The sequence below is a fragment of the Rhodoferax sp. genome (assembly GCF_013297935.1).
Taxonomy (GTDB): Bacteria; Pseudomonadota; Gammaproteobacteria; order Burkholderiales; family Burkholderiaceae_C; genus Allorhodoferax.
In genome coordinates this window covers 127,678-148,525 of record NZ_JAAFIX010000006.1, presented here as the reverse complement: position 1 = coordinate 148,525, position 20,848 = coordinate 127,678, and the positions used below count along the sequence as shown (strand labels likewise).

General features: G+C 61.3%; 21 protein-coding genes. 10 read left to right on the top strand and 11 right to left on the bottom strand.

The genetic code is table 11. From position 1 onward, the window contains the following. Positions 1 to 40 precede the first annotated feature (40 nt). Positions 41 to 2,038: a RecQ family ATP-dependent DNA helicase gene (locus QZW03_RS10685; protein WP_296509984.1), complete on the top strand. Its 1,998-nt coding sequence runs from the start codon at positions 41 to 43 to the stop codon at positions 2,036 to 2,038. Positions 2,039 to 2,049: 11 nt separating this feature from the next. On the opposite strand, the gene QZW03_RS10680 is transcribed toward QZW03_RS10685, so the two are convergent. Next, complete coding sequence (locus QZW03_RS10680) at positions 2,050 to 2,343, bottom strand: hypothetical protein (protein ID WP_296509983.1); 294 nt, start codon at positions 2,341 to 2,343, stop codon at positions 2,050 to 2,052. Positions 2,344 to 2,532: 189 nt separating this feature from the next. After that, positions 2,533 to 4,860 (bottom strand): ATP-binding protein, encoded by a 2,328-nt coding sequence (locus QZW03_RS10675; RefSeq protein WP_296509982.1) that lies wholly within the window; start codon positions 4,858 to 4,860, stop codon positions 2,533 to 2,535. Positions 4,861 to 5,017: 157 nt separating this feature from the next. On the opposite strand from QZW03_RS10675, the gene QZW03_RS10670 reads away from it, so the two are divergent. The 3 genes from QZW03_RS10670 to QZW03_RS10660 all read left to right on the top strand — a co-directional run bounded on the left by QZW03_RS10670 (position 5,018) and on the right by QZW03_RS10660 (position 7,903). Continuing rightward, on the top strand, positions 5,018 to 5,158 hold the full coding sequence (locus QZW03_RS10670) for a hypothetical protein (RefSeq protein WP_296509981.1): 141 nt from the start codon (positions 5,018 to 5,020) through the stop codon (positions 5,156 to 5,158). A 14-nt stretch (positions 5,159 to 5,172) separates the two neighbouring features. Beyond that, entirely contained in the window at positions 5,173 to 5,754 is a 582-nt protein-coding gene (locus QZW03_RS10665) for a glutathione peroxidase (protein ID WP_296509980.1), read from the top strand. Positions 5,755 to 6,016: 262 nt separating this feature from the next. Next, positions 6,017 to 7,903, top strand: a complete 1,887-nt coding sequence (locus QZW03_RS10660) for a phosphoenolpyruvate carboxykinase (GTP) (protein WP_296509979.1) — start codon at positions 6,017 to 6,019, stop codon at positions 7,901 to 7,903. Between the two features lie 161 nt (positions 7,904 to 8,064). Here the strand turns inward: QZW03_RS10660 and QZW03_RS10655 are convergent, their stop codons facing one another. Next, entirely contained in the window at positions 8,065 to 8,472 is a 408-nt protein-coding gene (locus QZW03_RS10655; protein ID WP_296509978.1) for a hypothetical protein, read from the bottom strand. A 131-nt stretch (positions 8,473 to 8,603) separates the two neighbouring features. On the opposite strand from QZW03_RS10655, the gene QZW03_RS10650 reads away from it, so the two are divergent. Then, the gene (locus QZW03_RS10650; protein ID WP_296509977.1) at positions 8,604 to 9,566 is read left to right on the top strand and encodes a LysR family transcriptional regulator; all 963 of its coding nucleotides are present in this window, start codon (positions 8,604 to 8,606) and stop codon (positions 9,564 to 9,566) included. After that, positions 9,563 to 10,369, top strand: a complete 807-nt coding sequence (locus QZW03_RS10645) for a metallophosphoesterase (protein ID WP_296509976.1) — start codon at positions 9,563 to 9,565, stop codon at positions 10,367 to 10,369. Before QZW03_RS10650 ends, QZW03_RS10645 begins: the two co-directional genes overlap by 4 nt. A gap of 44 nt (positions 10,370 to 10,413) precedes the next feature. Here QZW03_RS10645 and QZW03_RS10640 read toward each other — a convergent pair whose 3' ends face one another. Further along, positions 10,414 to 11,307 carry a DNA ligase gene (locus QZW03_RS10640; protein WP_296509975.1) on the bottom strand — a complete coding sequence of 298 codons (894 nt, stop codon included), beginning with the start codon at positions 11,305 to 11,307 and terminating at the stop codon, positions 10,414 to 10,416. A gap of 89 nt (positions 11,308 to 11,396) precedes the next feature. Between QZW03_RS10640 and QZW03_RS10635 the strand changes: the two genes are divergently transcribed. Further along, complete coding sequence (locus QZW03_RS10635; RefSeq protein WP_296509974.1) at positions 11,397 to 11,819, top strand: universal stress protein; 423 nt, start codon at positions 11,397 to 11,399, stop codon at positions 11,817 to 11,819. A gap of 5 nt (positions 11,820 to 11,824) precedes the next feature. Here the strand turns inward: QZW03_RS10635 and QZW03_RS10630 are convergent, their stop codons facing one another. The 3 genes from QZW03_RS10630 to QZW03_RS10620 all read right to left on the bottom strand — a co-directional run bounded on the left by QZW03_RS10630 (position 11,825) and on the right by QZW03_RS10620 (position 13,726). After that, complete coding sequence (locus tag QZW03_RS10630; RefSeq protein ID WP_296509973.1) at positions 11,825 to 11,965, bottom strand: hypothetical protein; 141 nt, start codon at positions 11,963 to 11,965, stop codon at positions 11,825 to 11,827. Between the two features lie 156 nt (positions 11,966 to 12,121). Next, positions 12,122 to 12,754 (bottom strand): TetR/AcrR family transcriptional regulator, encoded by a 633-nt coding sequence (locus QZW03_RS10625; RefSeq protein WP_296509972.1) that lies wholly within the window; start codon positions 12,752 to 12,754, stop codon positions 12,122 to 12,124. A 54-nt stretch (positions 12,755 to 12,808) separates the two neighbouring features. After that, complete coding sequence (locus tag QZW03_RS10620; RefSeq protein WP_296509971.1) at positions 12,809 to 13,726, bottom strand: LysR family transcriptional regulator ArgP; 918 nt, start codon at positions 13,724 to 13,726, stop codon at positions 12,809 to 12,811. A gap of 85 nt (positions 13,727 to 13,811) precedes the next feature. Here QZW03_RS10620 and QZW03_RS10615 point away from each other — a divergent pair, with 85 nt between their 5' ends. Next, positions 13,812 to 15,143, top strand: a complete 1,332-nt coding sequence (locus QZW03_RS10615) for a D-amino acid dehydrogenase (RefSeq protein ID WP_296509970.1) — start codon at positions 13,812 to 13,814, stop codon at positions 15,141 to 15,143. A gap of 153 nt (positions 15,144 to 15,296) precedes the next feature. On the opposite strand, the gene QZW03_RS10610 is transcribed toward QZW03_RS10615, so the two are convergent. Beyond that, the gene (locus tag QZW03_RS10610) at positions 15,297 to 16,223 is read right to left on the bottom strand and encodes a LysR family transcriptional regulator (RefSeq protein WP_296509969.1); all 927 of its coding nucleotides are present in this window, start codon (positions 16,221 to 16,223) and stop codon (positions 15,297 to 15,299) included. Between the two features lie 174 nt (positions 16,224 to 16,397). Between QZW03_RS10610 and QZW03_RS10605 the strand changes: the two genes are divergently transcribed. Then, the gene (locus QZW03_RS10605) at positions 16,398 to 17,708 is read left to right on the top strand and encodes an aspartate aminotransferase family protein (RefSeq protein WP_296510081.1); all 1,311 of its coding nucleotides are present in this window, start codon (positions 16,398 to 16,400) and stop codon (positions 17,706 to 17,708) included. 103 nt (positions 17,709 to 17,811) lie between these two features. Then, on the top strand, positions 17,812 to 19,317 hold the full coding sequence (locus tag QZW03_RS10600) for a CoA-acylating methylmalonate-semialdehyde dehydrogenase (protein WP_296509968.1): 1,506 nt from the start codon (positions 17,812 to 17,814) through the stop codon (positions 19,315 to 19,317). A gap of 136 nt (positions 19,318 to 19,453) precedes the next feature. Here the strand turns inward: QZW03_RS10600 and QZW03_RS10595 are convergent, their stop codons facing one another. The 3 genes from QZW03_RS10595 to QZW03_RS10585 all read right to left on the bottom strand — a co-directional run bounded on the left by QZW03_RS10595 (position 19,454) and on the right by QZW03_RS10585 (position 20,765). Next, the gene (locus tag QZW03_RS10595) at positions 19,454 to 19,624 is read right to left on the bottom strand and encodes a hypothetical protein (protein ID WP_296509967.1); all 171 of its coding nucleotides are present in this window, start codon (positions 19,622 to 19,624) and stop codon (positions 19,454 to 19,456) included. A 132-nt stretch (positions 19,625 to 19,756) separates the two neighbouring features. After that, a complete protein-coding gene (locus tag QZW03_RS10590; protein ID WP_296509966.1) occupies positions 19,757 to 20,254 on the bottom strand; it encodes an FxDxF family PEP-CTERM protein in 498 nt (165 codons plus the stop codon). A 13-nt stretch (positions 20,255 to 20,267) separates the two neighbouring features. Further along, a complete protein-coding gene (locus QZW03_RS10585) occupies positions 20,268 to 20,765 on the bottom strand; it encodes an FxDxF family PEP-CTERM protein (protein ID WP_296509965.1) in 498 nt (165 codons plus the stop codon). Positions 20,766 to 20,848: the final 83 nt, after the last annotated feature.

The window sequence follows — 20,848 nt, the reverse complement described above, 5'->3', positions numbered from 1 at the left end:
CCCCCGAGTGCCGCTACGCTGCCCGACCGGCTGGTTTGGCATGTTTTTGGCCTTTAGCCCTCGCAGATACTGCGCAGATAGCTCCTGTTTTGATAGCAATTTAGTGCCTCACTTGTCCATTCTTCGTGATGTTTTCGGCTACCCCGCCTTCCGGGGGCCGCAGGAATCCATCGTGGAACATGTGATTGCCGGAGGCGACGCGCTGGTGCTCATGCCCACCGGCGGCGGTAAAAGCCTGTGCTACCAGGTGCCCGCCATCGCCCGTCAGCAAGCGGGCTTGGGCGCCACGCTGGTCATTTCGCCCCTCATTGCCCTAATGCACGACCAAGTGGGCGCCCTGCATGAAGCCGGTGTGAGCGCCGCATTTTTGAACAGCACCCTGAGCAGCGACGAGGCCTACCAGATTGAGCAACAGTTGCTCCGCGGCGAGATCACCCTGCTCTACGCCGCCCCGGAGCGGGTCAGCAATGCGCGCTTTCTGGCGCTCTTGGACTCGCTCTTTGAGCGCGGCAAACTGAGCCTGTTTGCGATTGACGAGGCCCACTGCGTGAGCCAATGGGGCCACGACTTCCGGCCCGACTACCGCAACCTCACCGTGCTGCACGAGCGCTACCCCGGTGTGCCCCGCATTGCGCTCACCGCGACCGCCGACGACCTGACCCGCGCCGACATTCTGGAGCGCCTGCAACTCGAAGACGCCCGGGCGTTTGTGAGCAGCTTTGACCGCCCCAACATCCGCTACACCATCGTCGAGAAAAAAGACTCCACCACCCAACTGCTGCGCTTTATCGAGCGGGAGCACGAGGGCGAGGCCGGTATCGTCTACTGCCAGAGCCGCAAAAAAGTAGAAGACATGGCGCAGACGCTGGTGGACGCCGGCATCAAAGCCCTGCCCTACCACGCCGGGCTGGACACCAAGGTCCGGCAGAACAACCAGGACCGGTTTTTGCGCGAGGAAGGCATTGTCATGGTGGCCACCATTGCGTTTGGCATGGGCATCGACAAGCCGGACGTGCGCTTTGTGGCGCACCGCGACATGCCCAAAAATATCGAGGGCTACTACCAGGAGACCGGACGGGCAGGGCGGGACGGCCTGCCCGCAGACGCCTGGATGGCCTATGGACTGCAAGATGTGGTGAACCAGCGCCGCATGATCGACGAGAGCCCGGCCAGCGAAGAATTCAAGCAAGTCATGCGGGGCAAGCTCGACGCCCTGCTCGGCTTGGCCGAAGCCACCGATTGCCGCCGCGTCCGCTTGCTGGGTTATTTTGGCGAGGTATACGGACGTGGGCCACAATTCCCCGCCGGGCCGCCCCAAGGGGAATTAGCCCCCCCGGGGGGCAGCGACCCGCAGAGCGGCGGAGCGTGGGGGCAATGTGGGAATTGCGATAACTGCCTGAATCCGCCCGATGTTTGGGACGGCACGGATGCCGCCCGCAAACTGCTCAGCACTGTTTACCGCATTCAGCAGATGAGCGGGGTGAGCTTCGGGGCCGGGCATTTGATGGACATTGTTCGCGGCAAAACCACCGAAAAAGTGACCCAATACGGCCACGAAGCCCTGAGCACTTTCGGCATCGGCAAAGACTTCAGCGAGTTGCAGCTACGCGGCGTGTTGCGCCAACTCATTGCCATGGGGGCGGTGGCAGTGGATGCGAAAGCCTTCAACACCCTGCAACTCACGGCTGAATCCCGCGCAGTGCTCAAGGGTGATGTGGCGGTCATGCTGCGGGAATCTGTGTCGGCACCGGCAGAGCGCAAGCCCCGCAAGAGTGCCCGGTTGGGCGCGGTGGTCAAGGCGCCTATCAATCTGGACAGCGAAGGCTTGCTCCGCTACTCGGCCCTCAAGGCCTGGCGCGCCGAGGTGGCGCAGGAGCACAATTTACCGGCCTATGTGATTTTTCACGACGCAACTCTGGCAGCTATTGCCCAGCGTGCCCCGCAAACCATTGATGATTTGCAAGGCATTAGCGGTATTGGTGCGAAGAAGCTGGAGGCGTATGCCGACGACGTGTTGAAGGTCGTCGCGCTCCAGTAAGCCCGTGGGGCTTAGTGGCGGTGAAAGCCGCTTTCGTAGGCGACCGCAGCACCCGACAGGGTGTTTTGCAGGCGCTCAATGGCGCGCTGGTGGCGGGCACCGGTGGCCGCATCAGCGGCTTTTGCGCGGTGCTGTTGCACCAAGGTTTGGAATTTCGACTTGCAGGCGTCCAGTGCCCCGGCGAAATTGAGTGCAATGTAAGCGTTGTGCGCGGCGTGCGTCTGGCGGTATTCACCCGACCAGTAGTCAAACAGCTGCCACTTGTAGGTTCCTTTTTCAGGCACTTCAATCGTGTTTTTTTGCATATTCACTGCACGTTAGGTTGCTCTAGAGTGCAATACATGCCCCGGTTTGGTTCCAACGGCCCGGAGAAAATGCACCCGCTTGGGTATATCACGCACCAGACGCGGGAGCGGTTGACAAGAATTTGAAAAAAGTTTCACCGGAGTTACCAAAATGCCGGTTTCACCGGATTTGGATAGCCGCACCGCCAGTCAGCTCACAAAGCCCATGCTGCGCCGCTCACGCACCAGCGGCTTGATCCGGTGCTCTGCGGTGAGCTGTTCCAGGAATTCTTCTGCGGAGATCTCCGCGTCGAGAATCAGCAGTTGCTGTTTCACCGCGGCAAAGTCCCCCAGGCTGAGCTGGTCGAGTTGCTGCAGTCGGCTGCGCAGCTCCGGCGTGAGGGCAGCCGCCTCATTGCCGCAAGCTTCCTGCACAAACAGGCGCGCCCGCTGGTCCGGCGTAAGTGCCAGGAACTGAATCTTGAAGGTAAACCGGCGCAGCGCGGCCTCGTCCAAGCGATCCATCAGGTTGGTCGTGCAAATGAAAACACCACGGTGACGCTCCATGCCTTGCAGCATTTCATTCACCTCGCTCACCTCGTAGCTCCGGTGTGCCCCGCGCCGGTCCTGCAGAAAGCTGTCGGCCTCATCGAGCAACAGCACTGTGGATTCAGCTTCCGCCTCGCGGAACATGGCGGCCATGTTTTGCTCGGTTTCGCCCACGTATTTGCTCATCAGGTCGCTGGCCCGCTTGATCAGCAGGGGCCGCCCCAAGGCTTGGGCAATGTGCTCTGCCAATGCCGTTTTACCGGTTCCGGGGAGACCGTGAAAGCACAAGGTACCGTGCCCACGGGCTGCCAGCGACTGCACGATCCGCGGCAGTGCGAAGCGGCATTCGATGTTCAGGTACTCGAGGTCGTAGCGGCTGAGCGCCTGTGCACGGCCCTGCGCTGCCGGTGGCCTGCCCAGCGCGAGGTCCGCGTTGTGTAACTGCCGGTCGATCAGGGCTTCGAGTCGGGCAGCATCGCCGGTTTCGGCTTCGGCGGTGCTCAGCCGGGCAAATCGCGCTGCCGTGCGAATTTGTGCGGGGGTGAGCCCTTTTCGGGCCGAGAGACGGGCCACAAAGGCGTCGCTGACCGGCATGCCTTCCAGCGTTTTGCGCACCACGCCCTCGCGAGCACCGGGCGGCGGGGATTTCAACTCCAAGTGGTAGGCAAAGCGCCGGAGAAAAGCGCGGTCTATCTGTTCAATCCGGTTGGTCACCCAGATGGTGGGCACGGCGTTGGACTCCAGGATTTGATTCACCCAGGCCTTGCCACTCACGCTGCCGCTTGCCGGGCTGGCTTGGGCATCGGCGCGGGCAAGATAGCTCGCCGTTTCTGTCGACAAAGGGGGAAACACATCTTCCACCTCATCAAACAGCAGCGCGGCTTGGGCACTCCCTTTGAGAAAAACCTGCGCAATCTGGAGCGAGCGGTAGCGGTCGCGGCCGCTGAGGGAGTTGCCGTCGCGGTCGGCGTATTCAACCTCAAAGAGCTCCAGGCCGGCCTCTTGTGCCATGACCTTGGCCAGCTCTGTTTTCCCTGTACCCGGCGGGCCGTACAGCAGGATATTGACGCCCGGCTCTTTGCGGGCGACCGCGTGCTGCAGCACCTGGCACAGGACCTGGGCGTCCTCGGCCACAAAGGCGAAGTCCTCCAGCCGGAGCTCCGTTTTGCCGGAGAGGCGGGTGAACACGGCCATGAGCTCGGCATGGTCGCGGTACTGCCGCATAAGCACCGGGGGCAGCTTTTCGCTGACCTTCATGAGGTCGGCGAGGTCGGTGATGTTGTGCTCAGAAATCAAGTTCTCGACCAGGCCGATGCGCTCCAGCCGCGAACCGGCGCGCAAGGCCTCACCGAGTTCCTGGGCGTTGACATGGGCGACTTCGGCAATGGCCGCGTAAGCCTCGGCCGCGTTATTGACCTTGAACTCCACCAAGATACTGCGCATGTCCCGTTGGTAGCGGGCCAGCGTGCCGTAGAGCAGCAGTGCCCGCTCTGCCTTGTTGAGCTGCAGCAGACCCGCCAGCGCATTGATGTTTTTTTCGACGAGGGTGGACTGCTTTTTGAGTGCGTGGTTGAGCCAATCACCCGTCACCGCCAGCACGGAGATCAAGTCTTTGGGTTGGTCTTTGGCGTATTCATCCAGAAAAAAGAACAAGGTGGCCTCGTCGTAGGGGCCACACCAAACGCCATGCCGCTCCAAAAACTCTGCGGGCGACAGGGCTTCGTGGCCCCGCCAGAGCTCATTGCCCACGCAACGCCGCCCCAGAAACTCCCGCAGACGCGCCAGCACAGACACCGGCCACAGCAAGTGGCGGCCTGCCAGCCCGACCACACCGTTAAAGTCCCGGCGGACATTGAAGCTCGCGCCCTGGCGCGCGGCCAGTGTCAACACAAAGTGCGAGCACATCAGATCCAGAACGGGCGCGCGCTCCAAGCCCGGTGATGGGATCAGGTGCCCCCCTTGGGGCATAAACAACGAACGCTTGGTCATCCAACGCCTCCGGCACTGGCTTGTGCTGTGGCCACGATAACGCAGTCTTTCCTGCATGTGAAGTACCCGCCACGTCACGCACCCTGATGACTGCACCCGATTCAATGCCGCTGAGGCTAAAATCTGCGCCATACCAACGACACGCTAAGGATCGACCATGTCTGCACCCGTTCATTCCGATGACAACCACGCTGCCGATCCGGTGGACGAAGTTGTGCCCTTGATGCCCATCGTGCTGCCTATCGTGGGCGCGGTGTTGATGTTCTTGCTGGCATTTATTGCCGTGTCGATGGCCTGAAACCGGCCCTGCGCATGCGCACCCCATGGAAACAAGCGGCTTCGGCCGCTTTTTTATTGCTGGTCGTCATGACCGCGCGGGCTGACGCCCCGAAAGACGGACCCAAGGCCCTGTGTGCACCTCTCTGGCAGAAAACGGTGCCCCGCCTGCAGGACGATAAACCTCAAAACCTGTGCCAGTTCAGCGGCAAGGTGGCGCTGGTCGTGAATACCGCCAGCTACTGCGGCTTTACCAACCAGTACGAAGGTTTGGAGAAAATTCACGCCCGCTACCAGGGCCGGGGCTTCGTGGTGCTGGGCTTTCCCTCCAATGACTTTGGCCAACAAGAGCCAGGCAACAGCAAGCAGATCGCAGATTTTTGCTTCAACACCTACGGGGTGAAATTCCCGATGTTTGCCAAAAGCACCGTATCGGGGAGCGCCGCCAGCCCGTTCTACAAAGAGTTAGCCGCCCAGAGCGGCACCCCGCCGCGTTGGAACTTTCACAAATACCTGGTGGACAGAAAAGGCTCGGTCGTCGCCAGTTTTTCGGGTGAGATGCTGCCGGAAGACCCGCGCTTGGTGGCAAGCATTGAGAAAACACTGCGCTCCCCCTGACAGATTGAAGAAGCAGCAACCCGGACGCTCAATGCGTCCTTTTTTTGGCTCCACTTTATTTGCCGCATAAACCAATGCAGGTTTTGCATAAAGTTAGTCGGTAATCGCTTGGTAACTTGGGTACGAGTTCATAGAATCAGCTCCCGGTCATGGTGGACTTACAGGTCGCATTGATGACGCGAAGCCGGTTTCTCAAAGTTCGTGGCTGGGCAGGTGGCAGCAACTGATTTTGAAAAGACGTTTTCAAACTTAGGAGCTTTTCATGAACGCACCCGTGATGCAGGGCCTGACCCTCAACACCCCTAGCTATGTCAAAAACCCTGCGCTGGTCGCTTGGGTCGCCGACATGGTCGCCCTGTGCAAACCCAAAGACGTGTACTGGTGCGACGGCTCGGAAGAAGAGTACCAGCGCCTGTGCCAGCAATTGGTTGACGCCGGAACTTTCAAAAAACTCAACCCCCTCAAGCGCCCCAACAGCTTCCTCGCCTGCTCGGACCCGAGCGATGTGGCCCGCGTTGAAGACCGCACCTACATCTGCGCACAGCAAAAAGAAAACGCCGGCCCCACCAACAACTGGATGGCCCCGGCAGAGATGCGCAAGATTCTGCAAACCGGCCAGGCCGATGGAACGCCCGCCCTGTTTGACGGCTGCATGGCCGGCCGCACCATGTATGTGGTGCCGTTCTCCATGGGCCCTTTGGGTTCGCACATTGCGCACATCGGCATTGAGCTGTCAGACAGTGCCTATGTGGCGGTCAACCAGCGCATCATGACCCGCATGGGCAAAGCGGTGTACGACGTGCTGGGCGTTGACGGCGCTTTTGTGCCTTGCGTGCACACCGTGGGCGCACCCTTGGTTGACGGCCAGGCCGACGTGAAGTGGCCTTGCAATAAAACCAAGTACATCGTGCACTACCCCGAGACCCGCGAGATCTGGTCGTATGGCTCCGGTTACGGCGGCAACGCCTTGTTGGGCAAGAAATGCTTTGCCCTGCGCATTGCCTCCAATATGGGCCGCGACCAGGGTTGGTTGGCCGAGCACATGCTCATCCTGGGCGTGACCAACCCCGAGGGTAAAAAGTACCACGTGGCTGCCGCCTTCCCCAGCGCCTGCGGCAAAACCAACTTCTCCATGCTGGTGCCACCCACCGGCTTTGAAGGCTGGAAAGTCACCACCATTGGCGACGATATTGCCTGGATCAAGCCCAATGCCGACGGCAAGCTCTACGCCATCAACCCCGAAGCGGGTTACTTTGGCGTGGCCCCTGGCACCAACTTCCACACCAACCCCAACTGCATGGCCAGCTTGGACAAAAACGTGATCTTCACGAACGTGGCGCTCACCGATGACGGCGACGTGTGGTGGGAAGGCATGGAGAAAGACACCGGCGGCATGCCCGATCATTTGATCGACTGGCAAGGCAAGGACTGGACGCCCGCTATTGCCAAGGAAACCGGCGCCAAGGCCGCCCACCCCAACGCCCGCTTCACCGTGGCGGCCGGCAACAACCCTGCGCTGGACAGCCAGTGGGACGATGCCAACGGTGTGGACATTGACGCCTTCATTTTCGGTGGCCGCCGCTCGACCACGGTGCCATTGGTGACAGAAGCCCGCAACTGGACCGAAGGCGTCTACATGGCTGCGACCATGGGCTCGGAAACCACTGCCGCCGCAACCGGCCAGGCCGGTATCGTGCGCCGTGACCCGTTTGCGATGCTGCCCTTCATGGGCTACAACATGAGCGACTATTTCCAGCACTGGCTCAACATCGGCGCCAAGCTGGCGACCTCCGGCGCCCAGCAACCCAAGATTTTCACGACCAACTGGTTCCGCAAGGGCGACGACGGCAAGTTCGTCTGGCCCGGTTACGGCGAAAACATGCGCGTCTTGAAGTGGATGATTGACCGCTTGGAGGGCAAGGCCACCGGTACCGAGACCGGCTTTGGCGTGGCACCTCAGTATTCTGAAATCAACTGGACCGGGCTGGACTTCAGCCAAGCCCAGTTTGACTCCGTGACCAGCCTGAACAAGGACGACTGGAAGGCCGAGATCGCCTTGCACACCGAACTGTTCACCCAACTGGCCTACCATTTGCCGAAGGAACTCGAAGAGACCAAAGCCCAACTGGCGCAGCGCTTGGCTGCCTGAGGGTTACAACACAGAGTCCGGCACGGCGCACTCCGCCTTAGCCGGACCACGCCGGCTGCAGCGCAAGAGGCTGCTGCCGGCAAGGCAAAAAAAAGCCACCGCGAGGTGGCTTTTTTTTCGTCTCGACCCGTGAGCGTAGGTCGGGACGCGGGTTGAAGCTGTTAGATCTGGCTTTGGCTACGCAGCCAAGCGTGCTGCAACTCGGCCATGATGCGCGGGTCGTGGTGGGCATATTCCCACATTTTTTCTTCCATGCGGCGCACTTTGTAGCTCTGGACTGCAGTCGCCATGATGCTGGCCAAACCGGAAGACACTTTGCGCAGTGGGGGTGCCAGCAGCGCCAGGGCGGCAAATGCCACGGTCCACAGGGCAACCCAGGCTGCCAACATGTGACCGTCCACCCAGGTGTCGATCACTTGGTCGGCCACCACCAACAAGGCAGACAACACGGCTGCCAGCAGCATGCCGGACAAAGTGCGGGAGGCTTCCACTTTTTCGCGGCGTACGCGGGAGGTACGGGGCTGTGCAGTGGAATACGAGAAATAGGGGGTAGAGGTAACTTGTGTCATGGCAAACTCCTTAAAAAGGTTGATGCTCACTGGATAAAAATTTCTGAAGTGAGCGAATCATAGGGTTTCCCCTAGTGCTGTTCAACTTTATGTTGGTGATGTTTGGTATTCACGAGATTTATAGTCGAGCCATGCCCACCAGCCGCATCAACCTCCGGACCTTTGACCTGAACCTGCTCAAGGTGTTCGATGTGGTCATGTCCGAGCGCAGCCTCACGCGCGCTGCGTCGCAACTGAACCTCACCCAACCTGCCGTCAGCAATGCGCTGCGTCGCTTGCGCGAGGCGCTGAATGACGAGCTGCTGGTGCGCAATGGCAGAAATCTGGAGCCCACCCCCCGGGGCCAGGAACTGTGGCCGGCCGTGCGCGAAACGCTGCAAAAACTCCAAGCTTCTCTCGCACCCAGCGTGTTTGAACCGGCAGAAGCCAGCAACACCTTTGTGCTGACCATGGCGGACGCCACGGCCGCCGAGCTCATGCCCGGCCTGGTGAAAGTGCTGGCGCGGGACGCGCCCGGTGTCTCACTGCGGGTGGTACCCCTGACCACGCGGGACCCGCGCAAGGTTCTGGAAGAAGGTGCTGCAGACCTCGCCATCGGCCATTTTCCGGCCGTTTTGGCGGACCTGACCGCCCGCGCCCAAGCGGGTGCCGCCGAAACGTTTTTGCACCACCGGCTTTTTGTCGGGGACTATGTGTGCGTCATGCGCAAAGATCACCCGCTCACCGTGGGCGAATTCACTCTCGACCGGTTTTGCGCTGCCTCCCACATGCTGGTGAGCTTTTCAGGCCGCGCCTTTGGCTTTATTGACGAGTCGCTGGTCAGTCTCAAGCGCACCCGGCGGGTGGTGCTGACGGTGAACCAGTTTTTTACGGCCGGCAAGGTGGTGGTGCAATCGGACCTGCTGACCGTGCTGCCCCGCCACTTTGTGAACGTTACGGGCTTTGCGGATCAACTGGTGATCCGGGAGCTGCCGTTCAGCGTGCCGCCCATCCAGGTCGATGCCCTGTGGCACCAGCGCCTCGACGGTGCCAGCCCCCACGCGTGGCTGCGAACCCAAGTGGCGGCACTGGGCCAAACTATTTTTTCTGCATGAAGATTCAACTGCTCTCGGACCTCCACCTGGAGGCCCACCCCCACTGGCACGCGACCCCGCTGCCGGATGCCGACCTGCTGGTGTTGGCCGGCGACATCGGCTCCTACCAACCCGGCTCGCAGCTGGCGGGCGACGACTTCGGGCTTGAGCGTTTTTCCCCATTACGTGGCTGGCCGGTACCGGTGCTGTTTGTCCCGGGCAACCACGAGTACGACACGCTGGACTTTGACACCGCCCATCACCGCTTGCGGGCCACCTGCGAGCGCCTAGGCATCCAGTGGCTGGAGCGGGAAACCCTGCTGCTCGATGGCGTGCGCTTTATCGGCACCACGCTCTGGACAGATTTCGACGCCCTCGCCCTGAGCGAGACGCCGGAGCGCCAGTTCAAAGCCCGTGAAAAAGCCTTTCGCGCCGCCAACTACTACCTGAAGAAGGCCCTGATTTCGCGCCACGACGCGCCCTGGCTGGCCGACGGCTTGCGGGAGCAGGCGCTCACCTGCCAGCAGTGGCTGCGCACGGCCCTACGGGAGCCGCATGCGGGGCCCTCCGTCGTGGTAACCCACTTCGCACCGAGCTTGAAGAGCGCCGACCCGCGCTATGGTCTGGTGCCGGGTACTGCGGGGTTCTGTAACGCGTTGGACGACTTGCTGCCGCAGGCCGACCTGTGGCTGCATGGCCACCTGCATGCCCCCAGCGACTACCGGGTAGGCCGCTGCCGCGTCGTGGCCAACCCGCTGGGCTATGTGCGCAAGAACGAGCAAATCGGGCACCAAGCAGGACTTTTGATTGAAATCAGCCCCTAGCCCCGGTATAACAAGCGCAGTCCGCTATATATTTGATAGCAATCTTAAAGGTCGATCCCGGCGGCCGGGCGCAGGTAGGTGGCAAACCGGGGAACTCCCTGCGCCGTGTGCCCCCGGAAGCGAAAGGTCACCCAGCTCCCCACCGCAGGCGGACTATCGCGCTCCGCATCCGTCAAGCCGCTGCCCAGCTTGAACCGGTGAACGGTGCCGCCCTCGCCCCCTTGCCACTCCACCCAGAGTGCCCCCGTGCGACCCTGCAAGCGGCCCTGCCCCGGCACATGGGCCAGCACACGGGCCTCCGCGTCCTGAGAGAGCTTGAGCTTCACGATGCCGGCCGAGCGGCCGGGTTGGTAGACCGCGCTGCTCTGGTGGAGCATCAAGCCCTCGGCCCCGTCGAGGCTGGTCCGGGTGAGCAGGGTTTGCAAAGCAGCCCCGGAGGGCGCCGGACTTTGCGGCACGGCGACGATCCACGCCTGTTGAAGCGCTTGCACAGTGTTTTGCAGGGCAGCGTAGCGCGCATCGAACCGGCCACCCTGCGCCGGCAGGTCGAACACCATGTAACGTAAAGCGCGCCAGCCCGCATCGTCCGGGTTTTCCTGGCGCACCGTGGACACGGCGGCGGCGAACCGGCCGCGACCGGCCCAGAGCTCGCCATCGAGCGGAGTGGCGGGCCAACCGGCAGTGAACCATGCCGGGGCGGCAATCGGGTTGCCGCCGCGGGTTAGCAGCTGCGCGCCATCCCAGTAGGCGCGCACGCCGTCGTATTTCTCACTGACCATCGCGCCGCTGCTGTCAAAAGCCGGGCCATGGTCCGTCGCCAGCATGAGCGCAGGCCGGCTGCCCGCACGGGCAGGGCTTGCGGGCCAGCATATCGCGACAGCGCTTGCGCTCAGCCACTGCACAGCCGCCCGTCGCCGGGCCGAAAAAACGATATTCATGCACGCCTCCCTATCCGCAGTTTCTTGACTTAGCGCAAATTTGCAAGCACAGGCCGTTTTTACACTGAACCCATCTACAGGAGAACACCATGAAAATTTTGCTCGCCGTTGACGGAAGCACCTACAGCAAAAAAATGCTCGCCTACTTGAGCACCCACGAGGCGCTTCTGGCCCCCGGCCACCAGTACACCGTGTTCAATGCCCAGACGCCCTTGCCTCCGCGCGCGAAAGCGGCTTTGGGCAAGGCCACGGTAGAGGCCTACCACGCCGAAGAGGCCAACAAGGTCCTGTCCGTAGCGGCCAAGTTTTTAAAACGCCACGGCATTGACGCAGCGGTGTCCTGGAAGGTCGGCCCGGCGGGCAGCCTGATCGGCAAGCTGGCCGACGAGGGAGAATTTGACCTCTTGGTCATGGGCTCCCACGGCCACAGCGCCCTGGGCAATCTGGTCATGGGCTCGGTAGCTACCCAAGTGCTGGCGCACTGCAAAACGCCGGTGTTGCTGGTGCGCTAAACCCCTCAGCGTTTGGGCAAGACGGCCCCTACCAGGGCACCGGTGACCTGCACGCCGGTTTTCACCACCACGGCCGCGGTGGTGACCGTCGCATCGGCCACCGCCAATACCGAGCAGCCGGCACACAGCCAGCTGAGTCCTGCCATACACATCCACGTTCGCATTGTTCAGTCCTTGGTTGGGGTTATGCCAAGCTTTCGACCTGAAACTGTCGCAACTAAAGGACTACCCTCGCGGCTTTACCGCGTGGACGAAATACGGATACGGGGTGGACTTGGTTTTGGCGGCATGTGCGCGCCCGCTCAGCGGCTGTTTAAGCCGTCGAAGCAGGTCGATAGCACGAGGTCAATGATTTGGGCATCGGTGTGCTGGCCGCCCATGCGCAAGAACTCCAGCACGGGGTCGCACGCGCGGGCGTAAAGGGTGTAGAGCACTGCAATCGCAGGCAGTTCGGGGTTGATCACGCCTTGGGCTTGCGCGGCTTCGATCCAGCTGCCCACACGGTCACTCACGTCCATCAGCCCATCCATGTAGGCCCTGTGACCCATCAGGGTGGCCCGCAGGGTGGAGTTCTGGCTGGGGAGTGAGGGCATTTCACCGGCCAACTTCAACACCATAGTCCATCGCACCACCGCGCGCAGCTTGTGCACCGCCGGCATATCGTCCGGCAAGGAATCGAGAAACGCCTGGGCCTGCCCCATGAGGTTCGCCATGGCGGCGGCGGCCAAGTCTTCTTTGCTGGGAAAGTGCTTGTAGAGGCTCGCTTTGGCAATGCCCACACTGGCCGCCACCTCGTCGACCGTCATGGCTTCAAAGCCTTTTTCAGCCAGCAGCAGGTTGACCGAGCGGATGATGGCGTCCTCCCGGGCTTGCAGCATCTGCTTCTTAAACGAGACTTTGACGGGCGCGACAGGAGGGGCGGAGAGATCGTTCATAGCCGTATTTTATTCCTACACCGTCGAAAAGTAGATGCCAAGGTTAAATTGTGACTACTTGGTTTTTTCGTTCAGTAGCTGGGTGGCCGCACCCGACAGGGCTTGGGTCAACCGGTCGATGACTTCCGAGTCAAGGTTCCAGCAGTGCCAATAGAGGTTGACCGGCAAACTCATGCTGGGCGCCAGGTTCACCAATTGGCCGCTCTCCAGCAAGCCCCGCACCAGCAACTCCGGCACGATGCTCGCGCCCCAACCGGCCAGCACGGCGCGCACCTGCCCCTCCGAGCTGGGCACAAAGCGTTGGCTGAGCGACACGCGGCGCAGGTTGAGTGCTTTGCTGACAAAGTCGGTCGGCAAGTCGTCTTTGCGGTTGAAGGCCACGAAGGGAATGCTGCGGAAGTTGTGCGGCGTGAGTCCCTGCTGGCAGTGCGCGGCCGCGTAGTCGGCGCTGGCCACCACGACGTATTGCATGGCCCCCAAGGGCAACACCTTGCAGCCGCGCAGGGCTTGTTTGAGGGTGGTCACGCAGCCCAGCACCTGGCCTTCGCGCAGCCATTCGTGGGTGAAGTCCTGGTCGTCGGTGATGATTTCCAGCGGCAAGCCGGCTTGCACTAGCGGGTCCAGCGCGGGCAGGGCCCAGGTGGCAATGCTGTCGGCGTTGATGGCGATGGAGATGCGCTCGTCCTCCCGCACCGCGCCGGTGCTGGGCGCCAGGTCTTTGAGGTCGGTCTCCAAGTCGGCCCGTAACAGGCGCATCTGCACCGCGTGCTTGATGAGCAAACGCCCGGCCGAGGTGGCCTTCACCGGTCGGCTGCGCACCAGCAGCACGGTGCCGACCTGCGCCTCCAGCGCCCGCAGCCGCTGCGATACGGCAGATTGGGTAATGGACAGGCGCACCGCAGCGCGCTCGAAACCGCCTTCTTCCACGATGGCGGCCAGGCATTCCAGGGCATCTGAGTCAAATGTGCGCATGGTTTTCTCTATTAATCCAACTAATGTTTTCGCAAAGCAGTTAATTTTACTTTTACTAGACTTCTACTTCCCTGACACTTCGCGGATGAAAATTATTGTTCTCGGCGCAGGCACTATCGGCATTTGCACAGCGTGGCATTTGCTGGAACTCGGTCACGACGTTACGGTGGTGGAGCGGCAGGCCGGTGCGGCCCTGGAAACCAGTTTCGCTAATGGCGCGCAAATCTCGGTGAGCTATTGCGAGCCCTGGGCCAACAAAGACGCACCGCTCAAGGCCCTGAAGTGGATGCTCAGCAAAGAGGCTCCGCTCTTGTTCCGCCCGCAAAACCCGTTCGGCGCCGGCATGCACCAATACACCTGGGGCCTGAAGTTTCTGGCCAACTGCAACGACACCGCTTTCGAGCGCAATGTGCAACAGCTCGTGGCGCTGGGTGCCTACAGCCACGCCGCACTCAAAGACGTGGTCGCCAGCACCGGCATTGAATACAACCGGCTGGAACGCGGCATTGCCCACTATTACTGTGACCAGCAATCGTTCGACACCGCCGGAGACGCCGCCGCACTCATGCGCAAGTACGGTGTGAACCGCCAGGTCATCGACAAAGAAGCATTTTTGAAAATCGAGCCGGCCTACCGCCAGTTTGCCCACCAGATTGTGGGCGGCACCATCACGCCCAGCGATGAGTCCGGCGACTGTCTCGTCTTCACCCAGGAACTGGCCAAACGCTGCGCCGAGCGTGGCGCCGAGTTTCTGTATGAGTACAGCGTAGAGCGGCTGGAGACCGAAGGCGGCGCTATCAAATCAGTAGCAGTTCGCGCACTATCTACGGGGGCTAAGGGCCAAATTGCGCCCGGGTCTTACAAAGTACTCAAAGCCGACCATGTGGTCGTGGCCACCGGCTCGTACACCGCGCCGCTGATGCGCACCGTGGGCGTGGACCTGCCGATTTACCCCGGCAAGGGCTACAGCGCTACCTTCAAGATACTGAAGCCCGAACAAGCACCCCTGGTCTCCACCATCGACGATGCCAAGAAAGTGGCCATCAGCCGTCTGGGCGACTGCTTGCGCGTGGCCGGCACCATTGAGGTCGGTGGCTTTGACTTGAGCTTGGATTCGCCCGTGGCCAAGGCCCGCTGCCATATGTTGTCCCGCCGCATTGAAGAGGTGTTGCCCGGCGTGTGCGACACCCGCACCGAAGAGCAAGGCGGCGAGCCCAACTATTGGACCGGCCTGCGCCCTGCCACCCCCACGAACATTCCCTACATCGGCCAAAGTCCGGTGCGCGGCGTGTGGGTCAATGCCGGTCACGGAACCCTGGGTTGGACGCATGGTGCGGGGTCGGGCAAGGCGATTGCGGAGCTGATCCACGGCAAGAAGCCGGAGATAAACTTCAAGTTTTACGGGGCACACGCCTAGGTTGCCGTCTTTCAGGCGGTGGTTTATCGCCGTGTCTGGGGGGAGCTGGCGGGGTAGGCGCTCTGCTCCGTGTCCCCCGGCCGCACCGCGGCCGGGGGACACGAGCGTAGGCGTGCACCCCCGCCTCACGCGGGCGAACAACAAAAGCGGCACTCACGCCAAATGCGCCCGCACCAAGCAAGCCTGAAATGCCAGCGTCGCCCGGCTCGGCTGGGGTGACTTGCGGGTGATGGCGAAGAACTGGCAGGCGTAGCTCAGCAAGTCCGGCCTCACGGCTTGCATCAGCCCACGGCGTACAAAGCTCTCGGCATAGTGGTCGGGCAGAAACCCCAGAAACTGGCCAGACAAGATCAGCGTGGCAATCGACTCCTGGTCAAACCCCGTGGCCCGGCGCGGCAGGCGCATGCGCTGGCTCAGCTCCATGTTGGGCGAGTGGTAGCCCAGCCCCGCAAACTCGTGGCGGGGCAAGGTGTCCCAGTTCAGGGCGCTCTGATCGGCGTTCCACAGCGCATGGCGGGTGCCGCAGTAGAGCAGCATGTGCTCGTCAAACAGCGGCGTGTAGTCCAACACGTCGGAGGCCCGGTGCCCGGGAATAACGCCTACGTGGAATTGCCCGTCCAACACGCCCCGCTCTATGGCGGTGAGGGTCGCCACATGCAGGTTCAGAGCCACATCAGGCGCTTCTGCGTGAAAGTGTGCGATGGCTTCGGCAATGTGGCTGGCCGGGTTGCTGGCGGTTTTGTCGAACACTGCCACCTGCAACTGCCCGCCCATGCGTTGGTGGATTTCGTCCACGCTGCTGCGAAACGCGTCAGTCGCGGCCAGCAGTTGGGTAGTCTGAGCGTAGATTTTTTCGCCCTCGGCGGTCAGCGCAAAACCGGCTCGCCCGCGCCGGCACAAGGTCAGGCCCAGGCGGGTTTCCAAGTCTTTGACATGACGGCTCACGGTCGAGGTGCCGATGTTGAGCTCCAGCTCAGCCGCGGCCATACCCCCGCAATCCACCACCGCCTTGAAAACGCGCAGCAGGCGCAGGTCCATGTCACTTATCTGGCCGAGAACGGCCTTAGCTTTTGCTTTCATAAGTTGGCAAGTAAATAGTGCTATTTGTGACTTTATAAGAGTAACAGAGCCACCCACAATGCACCATCGCCCTGTAAGGCTCACCCACCTCACCCACTGGAGTTCTTCATGAAGCTCAACGACACCAGCGCCCCCGCCACGGGTGAAGCTGTAACCAGCACATCGCCCTTCCCCATGTCCCGAGAATGGATGGAGTCGCACTGGATGGCCTTTACCGGCAACCGCGATTTCAAAGCCAACCCGCGCATGATGGTGAGTGCCCAAGGCGCTTACTTCACCGACTCCAACGGCAAAAAGATTTTTGACGGCCTCTCGGGCCTGTGGTGCGCGGGCCTGGGCCACGGCCGCCGCGAGATTACCGAGGCGGTGAGCAAACAGATTGGCACCCTAGACTTTTCGCCCGCCTTTCAGTTCGGCCACCCGCTGTCGTTTGAACTGGCCAACAAGATTGTGGAGCTCATGCCCCAAGGACTGGACCACGTGTTCTACACCGGCTCCGGCTCCGAGTCGGCCGACACTGCGCTCAAGATGGCCCGCGCTTACTGGCGCGCCAAAGGCATGGGCAGCAAGACCCGCTTCATCGGCCGCGAGAAGGGTTACCACGGCGTGAACTTCGGGGGCATCGCCGTGGGTGGCTTGCCCGCTAACCGCAAGACCTTCGGCCAAAGCATTGAAGCCGACCACTTGGCCCACACCCAACTGGCCAGCAATGCCTTCAGCAAAGGCCTGCCCGACAAGGGTGGCGACATGGCTGACGAGCTGTTGCGCCTGATTGCGCTGCATGACGCGAGCAATATTGCCGCTGTGATCGTGGAGCCCATGTCCGGCTCGGCCGGCATTGTGGTGCCGCCCGTGGGCTACCTGCAGCGCCTTCGCGAGATCTGCACGCAGAACAACATCCTGCTGATTTTTGATGAAGTGATCACCGGTTTCGGGCGCCTAGGTGCCTACACCGGCGCAGGCTATTTCGGCGTGGTGCCGGACATCCTGAACGCGGCCAAGCAAATCACCAACGGCGCACAGCCCTTGGGCGTGACGGTTGCCAAGAAAGAGATTTACGACACCTTCATGGCGGCCGGTGGCCCGGACTACATGCTCGAATTCCCCCACGGCTACACCTACTCGGCACACCCCGTGGCCTGCGCCGCCGGCATTGCCGCGCTGGACGTGCTGGTGAAGGAAAACATGATCGAGCGCGTGAACGCGCTGGCCCCCTACTTTGAGAAGGCCGTGCACAGCCTGCGCGGTGCCAAGCACATCACCGACATCCGCAACCTGGGTCTGGCCGCTGGCTTGACGCTGGCAGCGGTGCCCGGCGAGCCCGCCAAGCGGCCCTACGAGGTCGCCATGCGCTGCCTGGACAAGGGCTTTTATGTGCGCTATGCCGGTGACTGCATTGCGCTGGCCCCGCCCTTCATCACCACCGAGGCCGAAATCGACAGCCTGGTCAACGCCTTGGGTGAGGCCATTAACGAGACGGCGTGATACGGCAGCAGTCTGACTGAGCCACTCTCAACACTATTGTTTTTATAGCTGCTGGCGCACACTCCATAAGCGCTAACGGCACTTTTGATACTTAATTCCTTCCATGTCCCAACTCCCTACAGTCGGCCACCTTATCGGCGGCAAGATCATTTCCACCGGCGACCGCGCGCAGGACGTCTTCAACCCTGCCACCGGCAAAGCCGAGAAGCGGGTGCTGCTAGCCCCCAAGGCCACGGTGGAAGACGCCATTGCCAACGCGCAAGCGGCCTTCCCGGCTTGGCGCAACACGCCGCCGCTCAAGCGCGCCCGCGTCATGAGCAACCTCAAAGTCTTGCTGGAAAAGCATGCCGACGAACTCTGCGCCCTGATCACCGCCGAACACGGCAAGGTGCTCTCTGATGCGCTGGGCGAGCTGCAACGCGGCATTGAAAACGTGGAGTACGCCAGTTATGCGCCCGAGCTGCTCAAGGGTGAGCACAGCAAAAACGTGGGCCCCGCCATCGACAGCTGGAGCGAGTTCCAGGCGCTGGGCGTGACTGCCGGCATTACCCCCTTCAACTTCCCCGCCATGGTGCCGCTGTGGATGTGGCCTATGGCCGTGGCCTGTGGCAACACCTTCATCCTGAAGCCTTCCGAGCGCGACCCCAGCTCCACCCTGCGCATTGCCGAGCTGGCGCTGGAAGCCGGCCTGCCACCCGGCGTGCTCAACGTGGTCAACGGCGACAAGGAAGCCGTGGACACCCTGCTAACCGACCCGCGCGTGAAGGCCGTGAGCTTTGTCGGCTCTACCCCGATTGCCGAGTACATCTACGCCACCGGCTGCGCCCACGGCAAACGTGTGCAAGCTTTGGGCGGCGCGAAGAATCACGCGGTGGTCATGCCCGATGCGGATGTAGCCAACGCCGTGAGCGCCCTGATGGGTGCCGCTTACGGTTCCTGCGGCGAGCGCTGCATGGCCATCCCGCTGGTGGTCGCAGTAGGTGATGCAACCGCGGACGCTGTGATTGAAGGCCTGAAGGCCGAAATTACCAAAATGAAAGTGGGCCCCGGTACCACACCGGGCATGGACATGGGCCCGCTGGTCACCAAGCCGCACTTTGAGAAGGTGAAGGGCTATGTGGACCAGGGCGTGAAAGAAGGCGCCACGCTGGTGGTGGACGGCCGTGGCCTGAAAGTCGCTGGCCATGAAGACGGCTACTACCTCGGCCCCTGCCTGTTTGACAACGTGAAACCCGGCATGGTGATTTACCAGGAAGAAATCTTCGGCCCCGTGCTGGGCGTGGTGCGCGTCAAGACCTTGCAAGAGGCCATGGACATGATCGACGCCCACGAGTACGGCAACGGCACTTGCATCTTTACGCGCGACGGCGAAGCGGCCCGCTACTTCACCGACAACATTCTGGTCGGCATGGTGGGTGTCAACGTGCCATTGCCCGTGCCCGTGGCCTACCACTCGTTCGGCGGCTGGAAGCGCAGCCTGTTTGGCGACCTGCATGCCTACGGCCCCGATGCCGTGCGCTTCTATACCAAGCGCAAAACCATCACGCAGCGCTGGCCTTCGGCTGGCGTGCGCGAGGGAGCAGTGTTCAGCTTCCCAAGCAGTCGCTGAGTTTGCGTGGGGCGGGCGGGTCCGCTAAGGCCCGCCCTGAGGTGAGAGGCTCCTCAGAAACTACCGGCCAAGAAAAAAGGGCTTGTCATTGGACAAGCCCTTTTTTTACATCCCGGCCTACTCAGGCCAGCTGGGATTATTTGGATCGGCGGCGTGCAATGGTGGCCATCAAACCCACACCGACCAGGCAAAGCGCAGACGAACTTCCACTGGCCGCTGCGGCCGTCAACAACTCAGTGCCTGCAGCATGCACAGCCCATGCCGGAGCGGCGGTGACGGCGACGAGGACCAAAGACTTGAGTTTCATAAAACCTCCGGAAAGATGTGTGACGCCACTAGTATTAACCCTATGCTGCAGCGCACCAATAGTCCATTCGGATCACTCACCGGCAAAAAAAAGGCCCGCTAACGCAGGCCTTGATTTGAACGCGTCAATCGCTCAAGCAGCAGTAGAGCGGCTACGTCGTTTGGCCACGACTCCCATCAAGCCCAAGCCGGCCAAGAGCATGGCGTAGCTCTCTGGCTCAGGAACGGCTGTCACAGTACCGTTGAAAGCGGAAACTGTACCCAGCGAGTTGGGGGCAGGGGTACTGACCCCGGTCACCTTCAAGGTATAAGCCTTGCCGCCCACCAGAGAAATGGTCGTGTTCTTTACGTCGCTGAACAAAGCAATGTAGTTTCCACCAACCACGGAAGCCGTAGCGCTGACGACCGATGTAGAACCATCCCACAAGGAGAAGGACAAGGCAGAGAACTGACTCGCCATGCCGGTAACACGAACCACCATGGTGTTTGCAGCGTCGGGAGTCACTACGAACGACTCGGTGAATGCACCACTGCTCACTTCATTGAAGGTGGCAGTCGTGCTGGCTGCCTGGGCAGTCATTGCCGATGCTGCGATAACTGCGATACCGATTGACTGAAGAACTTTTTTCATGACTGGCTCCCGATTATTTAGATTGGCGGCGACGGGCAATTACACCCATCAAACCCAAGCCAGCCAACAACAAAGCGTAGGTTTCAGGTTCTGGCACGGGAGCCAGAGTCACTGTGTAAGAGCCTAAGTCGCCGGTACCGCTCAGCTTGAACCAGTAGCTTGCGCCTGGGGTCAAGGGCAGCGTTGTGGAATACGAAGCCACATCCACGCCGCTCAAAGTACCGTTCAGTGGAAGAGACACGGTGGGCGTGCTTGATGCGCCTGAACCAAAACTAAAGCTGGTTGCCAGACCTGTGCCGGCGAAGTCAAAACCAATATAAGAGCCGGCTACACCTGAGAAACTCCCGGGCAGGGTGAACGTATAGGTGTCTTCGAAAGAGCCCGCGAAGTCCACAGTGTTAGCGTAACTGGTACTCAAAGGCCCGACGCTGAAAGTCGCAGCTTGGGCGGCGACAGCGGACGCCATCAACATCACAGCTGCAGCTGTCTTTTTAAGAATGTTCAGGATCACGGATCACCCCCTATGTGTATGAATGGGACGAAGTTTCTCTGATTTATTGCACTGCAACAATAGCTCCATTGGACTACTCTGAC